The following is a 15,060-nucleotide window of genomic DNA, read 5'->3' as shown; positions in this document are numbered from 1 at the left end:
GGTCAGAACAGCTTGAGCTTGTCGTCGTCGATGCCGCGCAGCTCGTCGTAGTCCAGCACCACGCAGCCGATGCCGCGGTCGGTGGCCAGGACGCGGGCCTGCGGCTTGATCTCCTGCGCGGCGAAGACGCCCTTGACCGGGGCCAGCAGCGGGTCCCGGTTGAGGAGTTCGAGATAGCGGGTCAGCTGCTCGACGCCGTCGATCTCGCCGCGGCGCTTGATCTCGACGGCCACCGTGGCGCCGTCGGAGTCGCGGCAGAGGATGTCGACCGGGCCGATCGCGGTGGGGTACTCGCGGCGGATCAGCGACCAGCCGGCACCGAGCACCTCCATCCGGTCCGCGAGCAGCTCCTGGAGGTGTGCCTCCACGCCGTCCTTGATCAGGCCCGGGTCGACCCCGAGCTCGTGGGACGAGTCGTGCAGCACCTCCTCCAGCGTGATGATGAGCTTCTCGCCGGCCTTGTTCTCCACCGTCCAGATCCCGTCGGCCTCCTTGAGGGCGCACGGCGGGGACATCCAGTTGAGCGGCTTGTAGGCGCGGTCGTCGGCGTGGATGCTGACGCTGCCGTCGGCCTTGACCAGGATCAGCCTGGTGGCGGAGGGCAGATGGGCGGAGAGCCGACCGGCATAGTCGACTGAGCAGCGGGCAATTACGAGACGCACGGTCGACCACGCTAGCCCACCGGGGCCAGTTGATGCGATTCCGCGACGGCAGGGTGAAGAAGGCGCGAACCCGTCCACCATGGAGGGCCTGTGGTTCCGCTCCCCGCCCGTCGAGGTCTGGCGCCGCCCCCCTTCGGGTCGCTACGGTGTGTGACGGCACGCTCGCGGGATCGCTGTCAACGGGGATGGAGACTTCAGATGAACGACCCGACGGGATCCGGCCAATCCCGTGCAGCGCAACATATTTCCGAAGCAATCCGCAGGAATGACCGGCCTGTCGCGCCGTTGACTGCCACGCTGTTCTGAGCGCGTTCGGTGTCCAGGACGTCACGTCCCGTGGTGCCGCCGCTGTCGCGAAGGTGCCGGAAACCCCTGTCCCTCGGTGTTCCGGACGTCCCGCGCGAATCAGCCACCCTCACTGTGAGCTTGACCTACGCACGACCACCCGGGCGCCGCGCGGGTGGACCGCGAGAGGAGAATCCATGTCGCTCGACGTCTCACCGGCCCTGCTCGAGAAGGCCGAGCGGGGCGAGGTCGACGAGCGGGAATTCGTCGACTGCGTCCGCGTCTCGCTGCCGTACGCCTGGGACCTGATCAGCTCGCTGGTCGCCCAGGCGAAGGTCGACGGCACCGACTTCGCCGACAACCAGGTACCGCCCCCCAGCGAGAAGGCCCGGGGCCAGCTGCTGCGCGCCCTCGCAAGCGACGCCATCCGGGGCGCCCTCCAGCGCCACTTCGGGGTCCGGCTGGCGTTCCAGAACTGTCACCGGGTGGCGGTGTTCCTGCCGTCGGAGGCCAACGAGGCGCGGTACGACCGCTTCACCTCGGTCCGGGAGCAGCTGCTCAACCAGTCCGAGGAACTGCGGGACTGCTGAGCCCCCGGCCGTACCGCGCCGCGGCGCCGGCCGCCCCGTCCCCGGGTGCGGGGGAGGGGCGGCGGCCCGGCCCGGACGGGACCTAGCCGAGCTGCGGCAGCACCTCGGAGCCGAGCCGGGCGATGTTGTGCAGGGTCGCCTCCTGGTCGCCGCTGCCCTCGGCGAGCAGGGCGAAGCGCCGGATGCCGGTGCGCTCGGCGGTGGCCAGCAGCCGGTCGGCGCACTGCCGCGGGGTGCCCACCGCGTGCAGGTCGCAGAGCAGTTCGGTGTACTGGCGAGGGTCGCGCATCTTGCGCTCGCGGCCGTCCACGGTGCGGTGCGCGCCGAGCCCGTACTCGAACCAGCCGGGCATCGCGTTCAGCAGGGTGGAGCGGGCCTCCGCGGCGCGGTCGTCGACCTGGGCCACCCCGGCCGCGACGTGCTGACGGCCGACCCGGCGCAGCTGCTCCTCACTGCGCCCGGCGGCCAGCCAGGCGGTCCGGTACAGCTCCAGCATCCGCAGCTTGTCGTCGTCCCCGGAGTGCATGCCGAGCAGCATCGGCAGGCCTCGCTCGGCGGCCAGCCGCACCCCGCCCGGTGAGGTGCAGGCGACCACCACGGGCGGGCCGGCCACCGGCCGTCCGTCGGAGGTGAGTTCCTCGCCGAGGCCCTCGTCGTCCCGGCGCTGGCGCGGGAAGCGCACCGGGCCGGAGCGCTCGCCCAGGCCGAGCCAGCTGACCAGGCCCGGCCGTCGCAGCGGCTCGGTGGCCCGGGGCACCACGGCGACCTCGGGGAAGGCGAACTGCGGGCCGTCCGCGCCCACCCGGGCGCAGCGCAGCCAGCGCAGCAGCAGGTCCAGCCGCTCAGGGAACCCGGTCTCGAAGGCGTCCACGCCGCCACCGAACACGTCCAGGTCGATCCACGGCCCGCCGCGGCCCACTCCGAGCGTGAAGCGTCCCCCGGAGGTGAGGTGCAGCAGCGCGGCCTGCTCGCCGAGCCCCACCGGGTGGCGGGTGGAGAGCACGCTGACCGCGGTGCCGACGCCGATCCGGCGGGTGCGGCCGAGCAGCATCGCGGCCAGCGTGGCGGCGTCCGGGCACACCCCGTACGGCACGAAGTGGTGCTCGGCCAGCCAGACGCTGTCCAGGCCCGAGTGTTCGGCCTCGACGGCCGCGCTGACGGTGCGCTCCAGCACCTCGCCGTGGCCCTGCCCGGGGAACTGCGCGGACAGCAGGAACAGGCCGACCCGCACCGGACCGGTGGACGGCGGCACCGCGCCCGCCCGCAGGGTCGCCGGCAGCGGCTCGCCCGCGACGGCCGTCACCGGGGGGACGGAGGTCAGCGTCGGGCCGGGGGCGGGCCGACCGCTCTCGGCGCGGGCGCTGGTCTTGCTCATCGTTGGTCCTCCTCGGGTGCGCGCAGGGTCTGCGGGCCCCGCCTTCTCCCCTTGTGGGTATCCGATGTCATGTGCCAATGGCACGCGGAGCCCTGGATTTCCCCGATGATCGGGTGGATCTCGGCAAAAACGCCGGAGTACCGGACAGAGCCGTGGTAGGAGCGATGGGGTAGCCCGATCGGCCGTAGGCTGGACGACCCAGGCCCAGGAGGAGAGGGAGTCCGCCGTGTCGCCGCGCCGCAACCGGATCAAGAGCGCCGCCCCCCACGTGAGTGCGGAGCCGACCGCCCCGCTCGGCGGTTCGCTGCGCCGTACCGAGACCTACCAGGGCGACGAGTGGGTGGTCCAGACGGTCGCCGGGACGGCGGGGCGGTTCTACCGCTGCCCGGGCTGCGACCAGGAGATCCCGCCGGGGATGGGCCACGTGGTGGCCTGGCCGACGCACGGCGCGGGGGTGGACGACCGGCGGCACTGGCACCGGGCCTGCTGGGGGGCGCGGGAGCGCCGGGCCTCCAACCTGCTGCGGGGCCGCGGCGCTCCGCGGTACTGACGGCCCGCCGGGGGGCCGCCGCGCGTCGCGGGCCCGGCTACGCGTCGCGCTTCTTGAACACCAGCACGCCGCCGACCAGGGCCGCCGCCGTCCAGGCGAGGCAGATCAGGAAGCCGGCCCACGGCCCGTACGGCTGGCCCTGCTGCTCGTACACCAGCGTCATCCGGGAGCCCGCGTAGTCGGGGAAGTAGTGGGCCAGGGTCTTGACCTTCGGCACCGCCGAGAGGATCGGCGAGAGCAGGAAGAAGAACGGCACCAGCACGCCGAGCGCGAGCGTCTGGTTGTGCAGCATCGTGGTGACGCCCGCCGCGAACAGGCAGAGCATCGTCAGGTACAGCGCGGCGCCGAGCACCGCGCGCAGCACGTTCGGCTCGCCGATCGTGGTGGAGTGCGGGCCGAGCAGCGCCTGGCCGGCGAAGAAGGTGACGAAGGCCGTCAGCACCGAGACCGCCAGGGCGAGCGCGCCGAGCACCACCAGCTTGCCGGCGAGCAGGGTGGCGCGCTGCGGGACGGCGGCCAGGGTGAGCCGGATCATGCCGCTGCTGTACTCGTTGCCGATCGCCAGCACGCCGAACACGATGATCACCAGTTCGCCGAGCACGATGCCGGAGAAGGCGGTGCTGGTGGGGTCGAACGGATTGGGGTCGTGCCGTCGGAACTCGGTGAAGTTGTCGTTGGTGAGCAGCGACAGCAGCGCGCCGATGCCGACCGTGACGACGAAGGTCAGCGCGAGCGTCCAGAGCGTCGAGCGGACGGTGCGGATCTTCGTCCACTCGGAGCGCAGGACCGCGGGGAAGGACGCCATCTCAGATCTCCTCCTGCCGTGCCGTGGCGGTCTGCCGGGCGCCGTCCGCCTTCCAGCCGGCGCCCCACCCGGCGGGCGCGCCGGCCGCGTCCCGGCCGGGCCCCTCGCCCGCGTGGTACTCCACCGCGTCGGCCGTCATCTGCATGAAGGCGTCCTCCAGCGAGGCCTGCTGCGGGCTGAGCTCGTGCAGCACCACGCCGTGCCCGGCGAACAGCTCACCGAGGTGCGTGATGTCCCCGTCGACCACCTCGTAGGAGCCGTCCGGGCCCGGTTCGTGCCGCAGGCCGGCCTCGGCCAGGACGTCGAGCAGCCGTTGGGGCTCCGGGCTGCGCAGCCGTACGGCGGAGCGGGAGTTGCGCCGGATGAACTCCGGCATCGGCAGGTCGGCGAGCAGGCGGCCCCGGCCGATGACCACCAGGTGGTCGGCGGTGACGGCCATCTCGCTCATCAGGTGGGAGGAGACGAAGACCGTGCGGCCCTCGGCGGCGAGGCGCTTCATCAGGTTGCGGACCCAGAGGATGCCCTCCGGGTCCAGGCCGTTGACCGGCTCGTCGAACATGATGATCTCCGGGTCGCCGAGCAGGGCGGAGGCGATGCCCAGGCGCTGGCCCATGCCGAGCGAGAAGCCGCGGGCCCGCTTGCGGGCGACCGGGGTGAGGCCGACCAGGGCGAGCACCTCGTCCACCCGGCGCTCGGGGATGCGGTTGCTCTGGGCGAGCCAGAGCAGGTGGTCGCGGGCGGTGCGGCCGGGGTGGACGGCCTTGGCCTCCAGCAGCGCGCCGATGTACTTGAGCGGCTCGCTGAGCTGGCCGTAGTGCCTGCCGTCGATGGTGACCCGCCCGGCGGTCGGGCGGTCGAGGTCGAGGATCATGCGCATCGTGGTGGACTTGCCGGCGCCGTTGGGGCCGAGGAAGCCGGTCACCACGCCCTGGGGGACCCGGAAGCTGAGGCGGTCCACCGCAAGGGTCTTGCCGTAACGTTTTGTCAGCTCGTGCAGCTCGATCATTCGTGCTCCCTCAGTTCCTTGCCAGGCTAGGACAAAGGGGGTATCGCGGCCCGCTGAGTGGGCCCGCCGGGCGTGCCGGAATAGGTTGGGCGCATGACCCAGAGTCCCTCCGCAGTGTCGGTCCGCGAGAGCGGTACCGGAACACCACTCGTGCTGCTGCACGCCTTTCCGTTGAACGCCTCGATGTGGTCCTCCCAACTGGACGAGCTGCCCGGGCTGACCGGGGACGAAGTGCGCGTGCTCGCCCCCGACCAGCGGGGGTTCGGCGGCACCGCGCTGGGGAGCGACGAGCCCTCGCTGGACCTGGTCGCGGACGACCTCGCCCTGCTGCTGGACGCGGCCGGGATCGAGCGCGCGGTGGTCGGCGGGCTCTCCATGGGCGGCTACGTGGCACTGGCCTTCGCCCGCCGCCACCCCGGCCGGCTGTCCGGCCTGCTGCTGGCCAACACCCGGGCCACCGCCGACACCGACGCCGTACGGGCCAACCGGGAGCGGATCGCCGCCGCCGTCACCGCGCGGGACAGCGTGCAGCTGCTGCTGGACGAGCAGGTCGCGGCCGGGCAGCTCGGCCCGGACTCGCAGCACCTGGTGGCGCGGGTGCAGGAGCTGGTCGCCGCCGCGCCGCCGGCCGCCGTCGCCTGGGCCCAGCGGGCCATGGCGGCCCGCCCGGACGCCCTGGACGTGCTGGCCGGCCTGCGGGTGCCGGTCTCGATCGTGGCGGGCGCCCAGGACGCCCTGGTGGCGGTGGAGGAGGCCGAGGCGATGCTGCGCGCCAGGCCGGACGCCGAGCTGACCGTCCTGCCGGGGGTGGGCCACCTGAGCGCCCTGGAGGCGCCCGGGGCCTTCGACGCCGTCGTGCGCGCCCTGCTCGCCCGGGTGTCCGTCGGATGAGCCAGGAGAGCCAGGACTCGGCGGCCTGGGACTTCTCGGCACTGGAGGTGACCGGCCGGATGCCCGTGACCAACCGGGGCGAGGGGCTGGTGGAGCTGACGCTGGAACCGCTCGGCGAGGACTACTGGATGCGCCCGGGGGAGACCTTCATCGTCACCTCGTACGGCGACTACGGGCCCGGGCACCCCTTCGAGGTGCAGTACTGGCCGGACTCGGTGTCGGTCTGGTGCACCTCCTGGTTCGGCACCGTCTCCGACGACGAGGGCAACCAGCTCAGCAGCGGGTACCAGCGGCCGGACGGCGCCTACCCCAGGTGAGGGCCCCGGCCCGACGGGCCCGGCAGAGTCGGCGGCGATGACGGCGCGAAAGCCGACGGGCCCTCACCCGCGGGGGTGAGGGCCCGTCGTGCCGTTCGGCCGGTGCGCGTCAGCGCGACTGCTGGGCGGGCACGCCCATGGTGTCGTCGGTCGGCAGCGAGGCGGCGGCCACGGCCGCGCCGGTCAGCGTGGCCAGCATCTCGCGGACGTTGGTCAGCTGGGCGTTGATGCTGTCGCGGCGGTTGGTGAGCGCCGCCAGCTCGCGCTCCGATTCGCTGCGGATCCGGTCGGCCTTGGCGTTGGCGTCGGCCACGATGTCCTCGGACTGGCGCTGGGCCGTCTCGACGGTCTGGCGGGCGCGGCGCTCGGCGTCGGTGCGCAGCTTCTCGGCCTCCAGGCGCAGCTGCTCGGCCCGGTGCTCGATCTCGGCCAGGCGCTTCTCGGCCTTGGCCTGACGGGCGGCCAGGTCGCGCTCGGACTGCTCGCGGCGCTTGGCCAGGTTGGTCTCGAACTCCAGCGCGGCCTGGGCGGCCTTGGTGCGGGTCTCCTCGAAGAGGGCGTCCGCCTCCTCGCGCTTGTTCTGGGCGTCCTTGTTGGCCTCGGCGCGCAGCTGGGCGGCGTCGCTCTTGGACTTGTCGACGATCCGCAGCCCCTCGTCCTCCGCCTTGGCCTTGCGGTCCTTGGCGTAGTTCTCGGCCTCGGTGCGGACCTGCTGGGCGGCGGCCTCGGCGAGCTCGCGGTGCTGCTCGGCGGCGCGGTGCGCCTCGTCGCGCAGGTCCTTGGCCTCCTCCTCGGCGAGTCGCAGGATCTTCTCGACCCGGGCGCCGAGACCGGCGTAGGAGGGCTCCTGCTCCACGACCGCCGCCTGGGCGGACTGGGTCTCCAGGTGGAGTTCCTCGATGCGCTTCTCCAGCGCGCTGATCCGGGTCAAGGCACTGTCACGGTCGGCCACCAGCTTGGTGATCCGCTCGTCGACCTGGGCGCGCTCGTACCCACGGCGCACCAGGTCGAAGCCGTGAGGGGAGTGACTGTCGCTCATGGGGTTCTGGGCTTCCTGTCGTCAAACCGCTGAGGTGGTTGAGGGAATCCTGACACGGTACCGGAGTGTCGACGGCGATACGCCGTTCTCTCACGGACAATGACCGCCAATGTCCGCTCAATCGGGTGGTGAGCTCTTGGAGCGATTGCCACCCGACCGGGGGGAGCCAACTCCGGCACCGGCCTTGGCGCCCCCGTCCTTCTTGTTGCTGCCCCCGTTGGCCTGGGCGACCGGTGACGGCGCCTCGAACGCCTCCAGGGCGGACAGGACGTCCTGGACCCTGGAGATCTCGGTGTTGATGTCCTTGCGGCGGCGCACCAGTTCGTCCAGCTCGCGGCGGCCCTCGTCGGTGACCCGCTTCGCCTCGGCCTTCGCCTCGGCGAGCAGCCGCTCGGCCTCCGCCTTCGCCAGTTCGATCTGCTCGTCCGCGGCCTCGTCGGCCTCCCGCAGCCTCTTCTCCGCCTCGGCGGCGGCCCGGTCCAGCCGCTCCTCGGCCTCCGTCTCCGAGGACCGCAGCTTGGCCTCGGCCTTCTCGATGAGCGACTCGGCCCGGTCGGTGGAGGTCGCGAGCTTGGTCTCGGCCTCCTTCAGCAGGCCCTCGGCCTTGCGGACGGCGGACAGCCGGACCTTGCTGGCCTCCGCGGAGGCCTCCGAGGTCAGCTCGGCCGCGCGGTCCTCGGCCGCGGCGATCAGGGCCGCCGCGCGGTCCTCGGCCTCGGCGACGGTGGACACCGCCTGCTCCTCGGCCTCGGTCAGCTGCTCCTGAGCGGCCGTCACCAGCGCGTCCACCCGCTCGCCGGCCGACTTCATGGCCGCCGCGTTCTCCTTGCGGGCGCGCTCGTGCAGGGCCTCGACCTCGGCGTCGGTGCGCTCGCGCAGCTCCTCGGCGCGCTCGCGGATCGCCGTCGCGTCCCGGCGGGCCTCGGCGAGCAGGGCGTCCGCGTCGGAACGGCCCTTCTCGACCGCGGCCTGACCGGCCGCCTCGCCCGCGGCGACCAGCCGGTCGGCCTCCTTGCGGGCGGCGGCCACCATCGCGTCCGCCTGCTCCTCGGCGGCGGCGGTGGTCGCCAGCGCCGTGGTCTGGGCGTCCTCGCCGAGTGCCTCGGCGTCCGCGAAGGCCTTCTCCAAGACGGACTTGGCCTGGTCGCGGGTGGCCTTGTCGAACTGCTCGGCGGCCTCCCGGGTCTGCGCGTCGTAGGCGTCGGCGCGGGAGTGGGTGGCCGAGTCGTACTCGTCGGCCAGGGTGCGGGTGGCGAGGGCGTACTCGTCGGCCTCGGCGCGCAGGCCGGCGGACAGCTCCTCGGCGTCGGCGATGCTGCGGGCGCCCTGGGCCTCGGCCTCGGCCACCGTACGGGCGGCCTGTGCCTCGGCGTCGGCGCGCAGCCGCTCGGCGGCCTCCTGGGCGGCGCGCAGCTCGGCCTCGGCGTCCGCGCGCAGCTGCTCGTCGTAGGCCAGGGCCTCGGCGCGCTGCCGGCCGAGCTCCTGCTCGGCGGCCTCCCGCTCGGCGGCCAGCTCCAGCTCGGTCTGCTCGCGCAGGGCGGTGGTCTCGGCCTCGGTACGGGCCCGCAGGTCGGCGGTCTCGCGGTCGACGAGCTCGCGCTGCTCGGCGGCCTCGCGCTCGACCAGGGCGCGCAGCTCGGCGGCGTACGTGTCGGCGGCCTCGCGCTGCTCGGTGGTCTCGCGCTCGGCGAGGACGCGCAGCTCGGTGGCGTCCTGCTCGGCGGCCTCGCGGACCTCGGCGGCCTCCTCCTCGGCGGCGGCCTTGAGCGCGGCGATCTGCTCGGCGGCGGCCTCGTGCATGCCGGCCACCGACTGGCGGACCTCGGCGGCCTCCTCCTCGGCGACGGCCACCAGCTCGGCGCCCTCGGCCTTCGAGGCGGCGATCAGCTCGGCGCGGTCGGCCTTGGCCTGCTCCAGCTCGGCGGTCGCCTCGGCCCGGATGCCGTCGGCGGTGGCGCGGGCCTCGGACAGCTCGCGGCCGGCCTCGGCCCGGACGGTCGAGGCCTGCTCGTTGGCCAGGGCCAGCTCGGCGGCGGCCTTCTCGCGGGTGGTCTTGGCGTCCTTGACGGCCTCGGCGCGGCGCTGCTCGGCGGTGGCCTCGGCGCGCTCCAGCACCTCGTCGGCGGCGGTGTGCTGCTCGGTCGCGTAGGCGTCGGCCTGCTCGCGGGTCTCGGCGGCGTACGCGTCGGCGGCGGTGCGCTGTTCGCCGGCGTAGGCCTCGGCGGCCTCGCGGACCTCGGCGGCGTGCTTGTTCGCGGCCTCGCGGACCTCGGCGGTCTCGGCGGCGGTGCGCCTGGTGAGGTCGGTGGCGTGCTGTTCGGCCTCGGTGCGGACGCGGTCGGCGTGGGCCTCGGCGGCTTCGCGCTGCTGGGTGGTTTCGCGCTGGGCGAGGGCGCGCAGCTCCGCGGCGGCCTGCTCGGCCTCCGCCCGGGTCTCGGTGGCGTACGTGTCGGCGGCGGTGCGCTGCTCGGCGGCGTAGGTGTCGGCCTGCTCGCGGGTCTCGGCGGCGTACGCGTCGGCGGCGGTGCGCTGTTCGCCGGCGTAGGCCTCGGCGGCCTCGCGGACCTCGGCGGCGTGCTTGTTCGCCGCCTCGCGGACCTCGGCGGTCTCGGCGGCGGTGCGTTCGGTGAGGTCGGTGGCGTGCTGTTCGGCCTCGGTGCGGACGCGGTCGGCGTGGGCCTCGGCGGCTTCGCGCTGCTGGGTGGTCTCGCGCTGGGCGAGGGCGCGCAGCTCCGCGGCGGCCTGCTCGGCCTCCGCCCGGGTCCGCGCCGCGGCCTCCTCGGCCTCCTCGCGGGCGGCCTCGGCGGCGTCCAGGTGCTCGGAGGTCTCCTCGCGCTCCCGCCGCAGCCCCTCGGCGGCCTCCTCGCGCTCGCGCAGGCTCTCCTCGCGCAGCGCGTTCGCGGCGGCCTCGGCCTCGGCCCGGGCGCGGGCGGCCTCGGTGTCGGCCTCGGTGCGCACCCGCTCGGCGTCGGCCACCGCGGCGTCCCGGACGGCGGCCGCCTCGGCCTGCGCCTCGGTGGTCAGGGCCTCCGCCGCGGCGGTCGCCTCGGCACGCACCCGCTGGTCGAACTCGATTGCGTCGCGCCGGAGTTCGGCGGTCTCGCGCTCGGCGGCGGCGCGGTTCTCGGCGGCCGCGGCCTTGGCGGCGGCGAGTGCGTCCTGGCCCTGCTGCTCGGCGGCGCCGGTGATCTTCTCGGCCTCGGCGCGGGCCCGGGTGAGGGTCTGCTCGGCCCGTCCCTGGGTCTCGGCGGCCTGCTCCTGGGCCTGCTCGCGCAGCCGCTCGATCTCCCCGGCGGCACCCGCGCGCAGCTCGTCCGCGTCGGCCTTGGCCTTGGTGAGGAGCTCCTCGGCGTTCTTCGCCGACTCCTCGATCTGGACGACGGCCTGCCGGCGGGCCTCGCCGCGCACCCGGTCGGCCTCGGCGGCGGCCTGGGCGCGCAGCTCCTCGGCCTCGGCCCGCAGCCGGGCCGCCTCGTCCTGCATCTGCTCGATCCGCTCGCGGATCGCGGCGGCGTCGTCCAGGGCGGCGTTCTGGGCCTGCTCGACGGCGGCCTGGGCCTGCTCACGCAGCCGCTGTGCCTCGGCGGCGGCCTCGGCGCGGATCCGTTCGGCCTCGGCGGCGGCCTCGCCGCGCGCCGTCTCGGCGTCCTTGTTGGCCCGGCCGAGGATCTCCTCGGCGGTCTTGGCGGCCTTGGCGAGGTGGACGGTGGCGTCCTTGGCGCCGGCCGCCCGGCCCTCCTCCTCGGCTTCGCCGCGCAGTCGCCGGGCGTCGGCCTCGGCCTGCGCGCGCAGCTCGGCGACGTCCCGCTCGGCCAGGGCGCGCAGCTCGGCGATCGCCGCCTCGGCCTCGGCCTTCAGCTGGGTGGCCACCGACTCGGCGGTGGCCCGAAGCCGTTCGCTCTCCTCGGCCGCGGCGGCCTTGGCGGCGTCGGCCTCGGCCTGCTTGGTGATGGCTTCGGCGCGGACGGCCTCGGCCTCGGCGCGGATCGCCGAGGCTTCCTGGGTGGCCTGGGCGACCATCCGGGCCACCTCGGCCCGGGCGGTCTGCGAGCGCTGCTCGTTGGCGGCCTCGCCGTCGGCGACCCGGCGCTCGGCGGCGGCCTCGGCATCGGCCTGGAGCCGCTCGGCGGCCTGCTCGGCCTGGGCGCGCAGTTCGGCGGCCTCGCGGCGGGTGCGCTCCGCCTCGGCGATCGCCTCGGCGCGCAGCCGGTCTATCTCGGCCTTGGCCGCGGCGAGCTGCTGCTCGGCCCGCTCCTGTTCGGCGGTGGCCTGCGCCTTGAGCCGGCCGATCTCGGCCTGGGCGGCGGCCAGCTGGCCCTCGGCGGCGGCGTGCGCGGCGGCCAGCTGTTGCTGGGCCTCGCCGCGGGCGGCGTCCACGTCGGCGGCGGCCTGGGCGCCGGCCTGCTGGGCCTGCTCGGAGGCGGCGCGCAGCAGGCGCTCGGCGTCGTTCTGGGCCCGCTGAAGGGCGGCCTCGGCGGCGGCCTGGGCCTCGCCGCGGGCGGCGTCCACGTCGGCGGCGGTCTGGGCGCGGGCCTGGTCGGAGAGGGCGACGGCCTCCGCGCGGGCGGCGGCGACCATCCGCTCGGCCTCGGCGCGGGCCTCCTGGAGCAGCCGCTGCGCCTCCTGCTCGGAGCCGGCCCTGGTCTGCTCGGCCCAGCCGTTGACGTGCTGCTCGGCGGAGCGGCGCAGCTCGGCGAGCTCGTCCTCCAGCTGGCGGCGGCGGGCGGCGAGGTCGGCCTCCAGCCGGGCGGTGCGCTCGGCGGCCTCGGCCATGATCCGCTGGGTGGCGGCCTGGGAGTCGCGCAGCTGGCGCTCGGCGTCGGCGCGCAGCTGCTGGGCCTGCATCTCGGCGGTGCGGAGCATCTGCTCGGCCTGGCCGGAGACGGCGTCGAAGGCGCGCGGCTGGGCGAGCATGCGGCGGGACTCGTGCAGCTTCGCCCGCAGCACCTCAACCTGGTAGGCGAGGTCCTCGGCGTGCTCGACTGCCTTGTCCCGCTCCTTCCGAGTCCGACCCATCTCGGCCTCGAACTGGGAGAGGTGATCGTCAACCTCGTAGCGGTCGTTGCCCCGCACTCCGCGGTCCCATCCATCTCCTGGTCGCGTCCTCGACCCGGCCGGTGCCGGGCTCCCGTATCCCGGGTGCCGGTCCGACTGGCTCCTTGCATCCGCAGCCGGTGGACGGTCCCCCGTCATGCCGGGGCCGCCCGCCGCGGTCGTCGGAGTCCGGGGCGTGGGAGCGCGGGGTTCCGCGTTCCCCCGTCCGGGTGGACTCCTGGGCGAACTCTTGCCTTGTGGAGAATGGTGACAGATCCGTCTTGCGACTGTTCAGCCGTGCCCGCGTAATGGACTCCCCTTGCGACGGGCCGTCCGCCGGCGGGCGGGACTGGCCTGTCTTCGGCCGTGCCCGTCGCCTCCGTCCCCCGGAGCCTTCGCGCACCTGGGCATTGTAGTGGGAGCGCACTGCGGGGGAATGGCCGCAGGGGTGTTTTCCGGCTCTTCCGCCAGGTTACTGACGGGTCATGACCGACGAGGCGTCGGCTGCCCCGGGGCGCCGGGCGCCCCGGGGCGGTCCGGGAGGGGATCAGTGCTCGTCGTGGCCCTGCTGCGCGGAGGTCACCAGCTCGGTCAGCACGCCGCCGCAGTCCTTGGGGTGCAGGAAGGTGATCCGCGAACCCATCGAGCCGATCCGTGGCTGGTCGTAGAGGACCCGGATGCCCTTGTCCCGGATGGCCTCGGAGTCGCCGTCCACGTCGGCGGTGCCGAAGGCGATGTGGTGCACGCCCTCGCCGTTCTTCTCCAGCCACTTGGCCACGGTGGAGTCGGGCCGGGTGGGCTCCAGCAGCTGGAGGTAGGAGGCGCCGCCGTCGTCGGTGCCGTTGATCCGGAGCATCGCCTCGCGGACGCCCTGCTCCTCGTTGACCTCGGAGTGGAAGACCTCGAAGCCGTAGGTGGCGCGGTAGAACTCGACCGTCTTGTCGAGGTCTCGGCAGGCGATGCCGATGTGGTCGATGCGGGTCAGCACGACGGCCTCCGGTGGTGGGAGAAGGTGGTGGCGGGAAGGTGCACCCAGTGCAGCGCATGGCCCGCGACGGGCGCCAGTGCCGGGCGTGCGAGCCTGCTCACACGGGCGGTGGTTCACCCGGGGCGGGTCGGCACGGTGTTGACTGGATGGTGCCAGTGCGCTCGATCACACCGTCGCTCCGGTGACGGGCGGGTAACAGGTCAGTACATTGAGCGCATCCTCACCTGGCCACGACGTGCGAAGGGGCCCGTCCCATGACCAACACCACCTCTGTGATCGTTGCCGGTGCGCGGACCCCGATGGGCCGCCTGCTGGGTTCCCTCAAGGGCTTCTCCGGTGCCGACCTCGGCGGCGTCGCGATCAAGGCGGCCCTGGAGCGGGCCGGGATCACCGGCGAGCAGGTCCAGTACGTGATCATGGGGCAGGTGCTCCAGGCCGGCGCCGGCCAGATCCCGGCCCGCCAGGCCGCCGTCAAGGCCGGCATCCCGATGAACGTCCCGGCGCTGACCATCAACAAGGTCTGCCTCTCCGGCCTCGACGCCATCGCGCTGGCCGACCAGCTGATCCGGGCCGGCGAGTTCGACATCGTGGTGGCCGGCGGCCAGGAGTCGATGACCAACGCCCCGCACCTGCTGCCGAAGTCCCGCGAGGGCTTCAAGTACGGCGCGATCGCGATGCTCGACGCGATGGCCCACGACGGCCTCACCGACGCCTACGAGAACATCCCGATGGGCGAGTCCACCGAGAAGCACAACACCCGCCTGGGCATCCCGCGCGAGGCGCAGGACGAGATCGCCGCCGCCTCCCACCAGCGGGCCGCCAAGGCGCAGGCCGACGGGGTCTTCGACGCCGAGATCGTCCCGGTCGCCATCCCGCAGCGCAAGGGCGAGCCGGTCCTGTTCAGCCAGGACGAGGGCATCCGCGCGGACACCACCGTCGAGGGCCTGGCCAAGCTGCGCCCGGCCTTCACCAAGGACGGCACGATCACCGCCGGCACCTCTTCGCAGATCTCCGACGGCGCCGCCGCCGTGGTCGTGATGAGCAAGGCCAAGGCCGAGGAGCTGGGCCTGAGCTGGATCGCCGAGATCGGCGCCCACGGCAACGTGGCCGGCCCGGACAACTCGCTCCAGTCGCAGCCGTCCAACGCGATCAAGCACGCGCTGGCCAAGGAGGGCCTGGAGGTCGCCGACCTCGACCTGATCGAGATCAACGAGGCGTTCGCGGCCGTCGCCCACCAGTCGATGAAGGACCTGGGCGTCTCCTCCGACATCGTCAACGTCAACGGCGGCGCCATCGCGCTCGGCCACCCGATCGGGATGTCCGGCGCCCGCGTGGTGCTGACCCTGGCGCTGGAGCTGCAGCGCCGTGGCGGCGGGGTCGGCGCGGCCGCGCTGTGCGGCGGCGGCGGCCAGGGCGACGCGCTGATCGTGCGCGTCCCGAAGGCCTGACCGGCGGGATCTGATCCCCAGGGCTGCGGACCGCGTCACTGCGGTCCGTAGCCCCTTTCGGCATTTCGAC

At 74.1% G+C, this 15,060-nt stretch carries 12 protein-coding genes; 5 read left to right on the top strand and 7 right to left on the bottom strand.

Translation table 11 applies throughout. From position 1 onward, the window contains the following. Nucleotides 1-2: 2 nt before the first annotated feature. Nucleotides 3-662 carry an endonuclease NucS gene (nucS, locus tag ACWDBE_RS07275; protein ID WP_360187373.1) on the bottom strand — a complete coding sequence of 220 codons (660 nt, stop codon included), beginning with the start codon at nt 660-662 and terminating at the stop codon, nt 3-5. A gap of 482 nt (nt 663-1,144) precedes the next feature. Here nucS and ACWDBE_RS07270 point away from each other — a divergent pair, with 482 nt between their 5' ends. Then, a complete protein-coding gene (locus ACWDBE_RS07270; protein WP_392873067.1) occupies nt 1,145-1,537 on the top strand; it encodes an SCO5389 family protein in 393 nt (130 codons plus the stop codon). 82 nt (nt 1,538-1,619) lie between these two features. On the opposite strand, the gene ACWDBE_RS07265 is transcribed toward ACWDBE_RS07270, so the two are convergent. Next, nucleotides 1,620-2,768 carry an LLM class flavin-dependent oxidoreductase gene (locus ACWDBE_RS07265; RefSeq protein ID WP_449791605.1) on the bottom strand — a complete coding sequence of 383 codons (1,149 nt, stop codon included), beginning with the start codon at nt 2,766-2,768 and terminating at the stop codon, nt 1,620-1,622. A gap of 370 nt (nt 2,769-3,138) precedes the next feature. Here ACWDBE_RS07265 and ACWDBE_RS07260 point away from each other — a divergent pair, with 370 nt between their 5' ends. Further along, nucleotides 3,139-3,462 carry an ATP/GTP-binding protein gene (locus ACWDBE_RS07260; RefSeq protein WP_449791596.1) on the top strand — a complete coding sequence of 108 codons (324 nt, stop codon included), beginning with the start codon at nt 3,139-3,141 and terminating at the stop codon, nt 3,460-3,462. A gap of 37 nt (nt 3,463-3,499) precedes the next feature. Here the strand turns inward: ACWDBE_RS07260 and ACWDBE_RS07255 are convergent, their stop codons facing one another. Both ACWDBE_RS07255 and ACWDBE_RS07250 read right to left on the bottom strand, forming a co-directional pair. Beyond that, nucleotides 3,500-4,267, bottom strand: coding sequence for an ABC transporter permease subunit (locus ACWDBE_RS07255; protein WP_449807446.1), 768 nt, complete (start codon nt 4,265-4,267; stop codon nt 3,500-3,502). A gap of 1 nt (nt 4,268) precedes the next feature. Beyond that, nucleotides 4,269-5,273 carry an ATP-binding cassette domain-containing protein gene (locus ACWDBE_RS07250; RefSeq protein WP_449807445.1) on the bottom strand — a complete coding sequence of 335 codons (1,005 nt, stop codon included), beginning with the start codon at nt 5,271-5,273 and terminating at the stop codon, nt 4,269-4,271. Between the two features lie 93 nt (nt 5,274-5,366). Here ACWDBE_RS07250 and ACWDBE_RS07245 point away from each other — a divergent pair, with 93 nt between their 5' ends. Both ACWDBE_RS07245 and ACWDBE_RS07240 read left to right on the top strand, forming a co-directional pair. Beyond that, a complete protein-coding gene (locus ACWDBE_RS07245; protein WP_449791598.1) occupies nt 5,367-6,164 on the top strand; it encodes an alpha/beta fold hydrolase in 798 nt (265 codons plus the stop codon). Next, the gene (locus ACWDBE_RS07240; RefSeq protein WP_449791599.1) at nt 6,161-6,481 is read left to right on the top strand and encodes a hypothetical protein; all 321 of its coding nucleotides are present in this window, start codon (nt 6,161-6,163) and stop codon (nt 6,479-6,481) included. The genes ACWDBE_RS07245 and ACWDBE_RS07240 overlap by 4 nt, the downstream gene beginning before the upstream one ends. A gap of 109 nt (nt 6,482-6,590) precedes the next feature. On the opposite strand, the gene ACWDBE_RS07235 is transcribed toward ACWDBE_RS07240, so the two are convergent. From ACWDBE_RS07235 to mce, 3 genes are all read right to left on the bottom strand, one after another. Further along, nucleotides 6,591-7,520 (bottom strand): cellulose-binding protein, encoded by a 930-nt coding sequence (locus ACWDBE_RS07235; RefSeq protein WP_449791600.1) that lies wholly within the window; start codon nt 7,518-7,520, stop codon nt 6,591-6,593. 117 nt (nt 7,521-7,637) lie between these two features. Continuing rightward, nucleotides 7,638-12,593, bottom strand: coding sequence for a hypothetical protein (locus ACWDBE_RS07230; protein WP_449807444.1), 4,956 nt, complete (start codon nt 12,591-12,593; stop codon nt 7,638-7,640). A gap of 508 nt (nt 12,594-13,101) precedes the next feature. Next, nucleotides 13,102-13,542, bottom strand: a complete 441-nt coding sequence (gene mce, locus ACWDBE_RS07225) for a methylmalonyl-CoA epimerase (protein WP_392873046.1) — start codon at nt 13,540-13,542, stop codon at nt 13,102-13,104. 254 nt (nt 13,543-13,796) lie between these two features. Here mce and ACWDBE_RS07220 point away from each other — a divergent pair, with 254 nt between their 5' ends. Next, nucleotides 13,797-14,990 carry an acetyl-CoA C-acetyltransferase gene (locus ACWDBE_RS07220; RefSeq protein ID WP_449807443.1) on the top strand — a complete coding sequence of 398 codons (1,194 nt, stop codon included), beginning with the start codon at nt 13,797-13,799 and terminating at the stop codon, nt 14,988-14,990. Nucleotides 14,991-15,060 lie beyond the last annotated feature (70 nt).

The sequence above is a fragment of the Kitasatospora sp. NPDC001132 genome (assembly GCF_053598415.1).
This window is presented reverse-complemented; position numbering and strand designations above follow the sequence as displayed.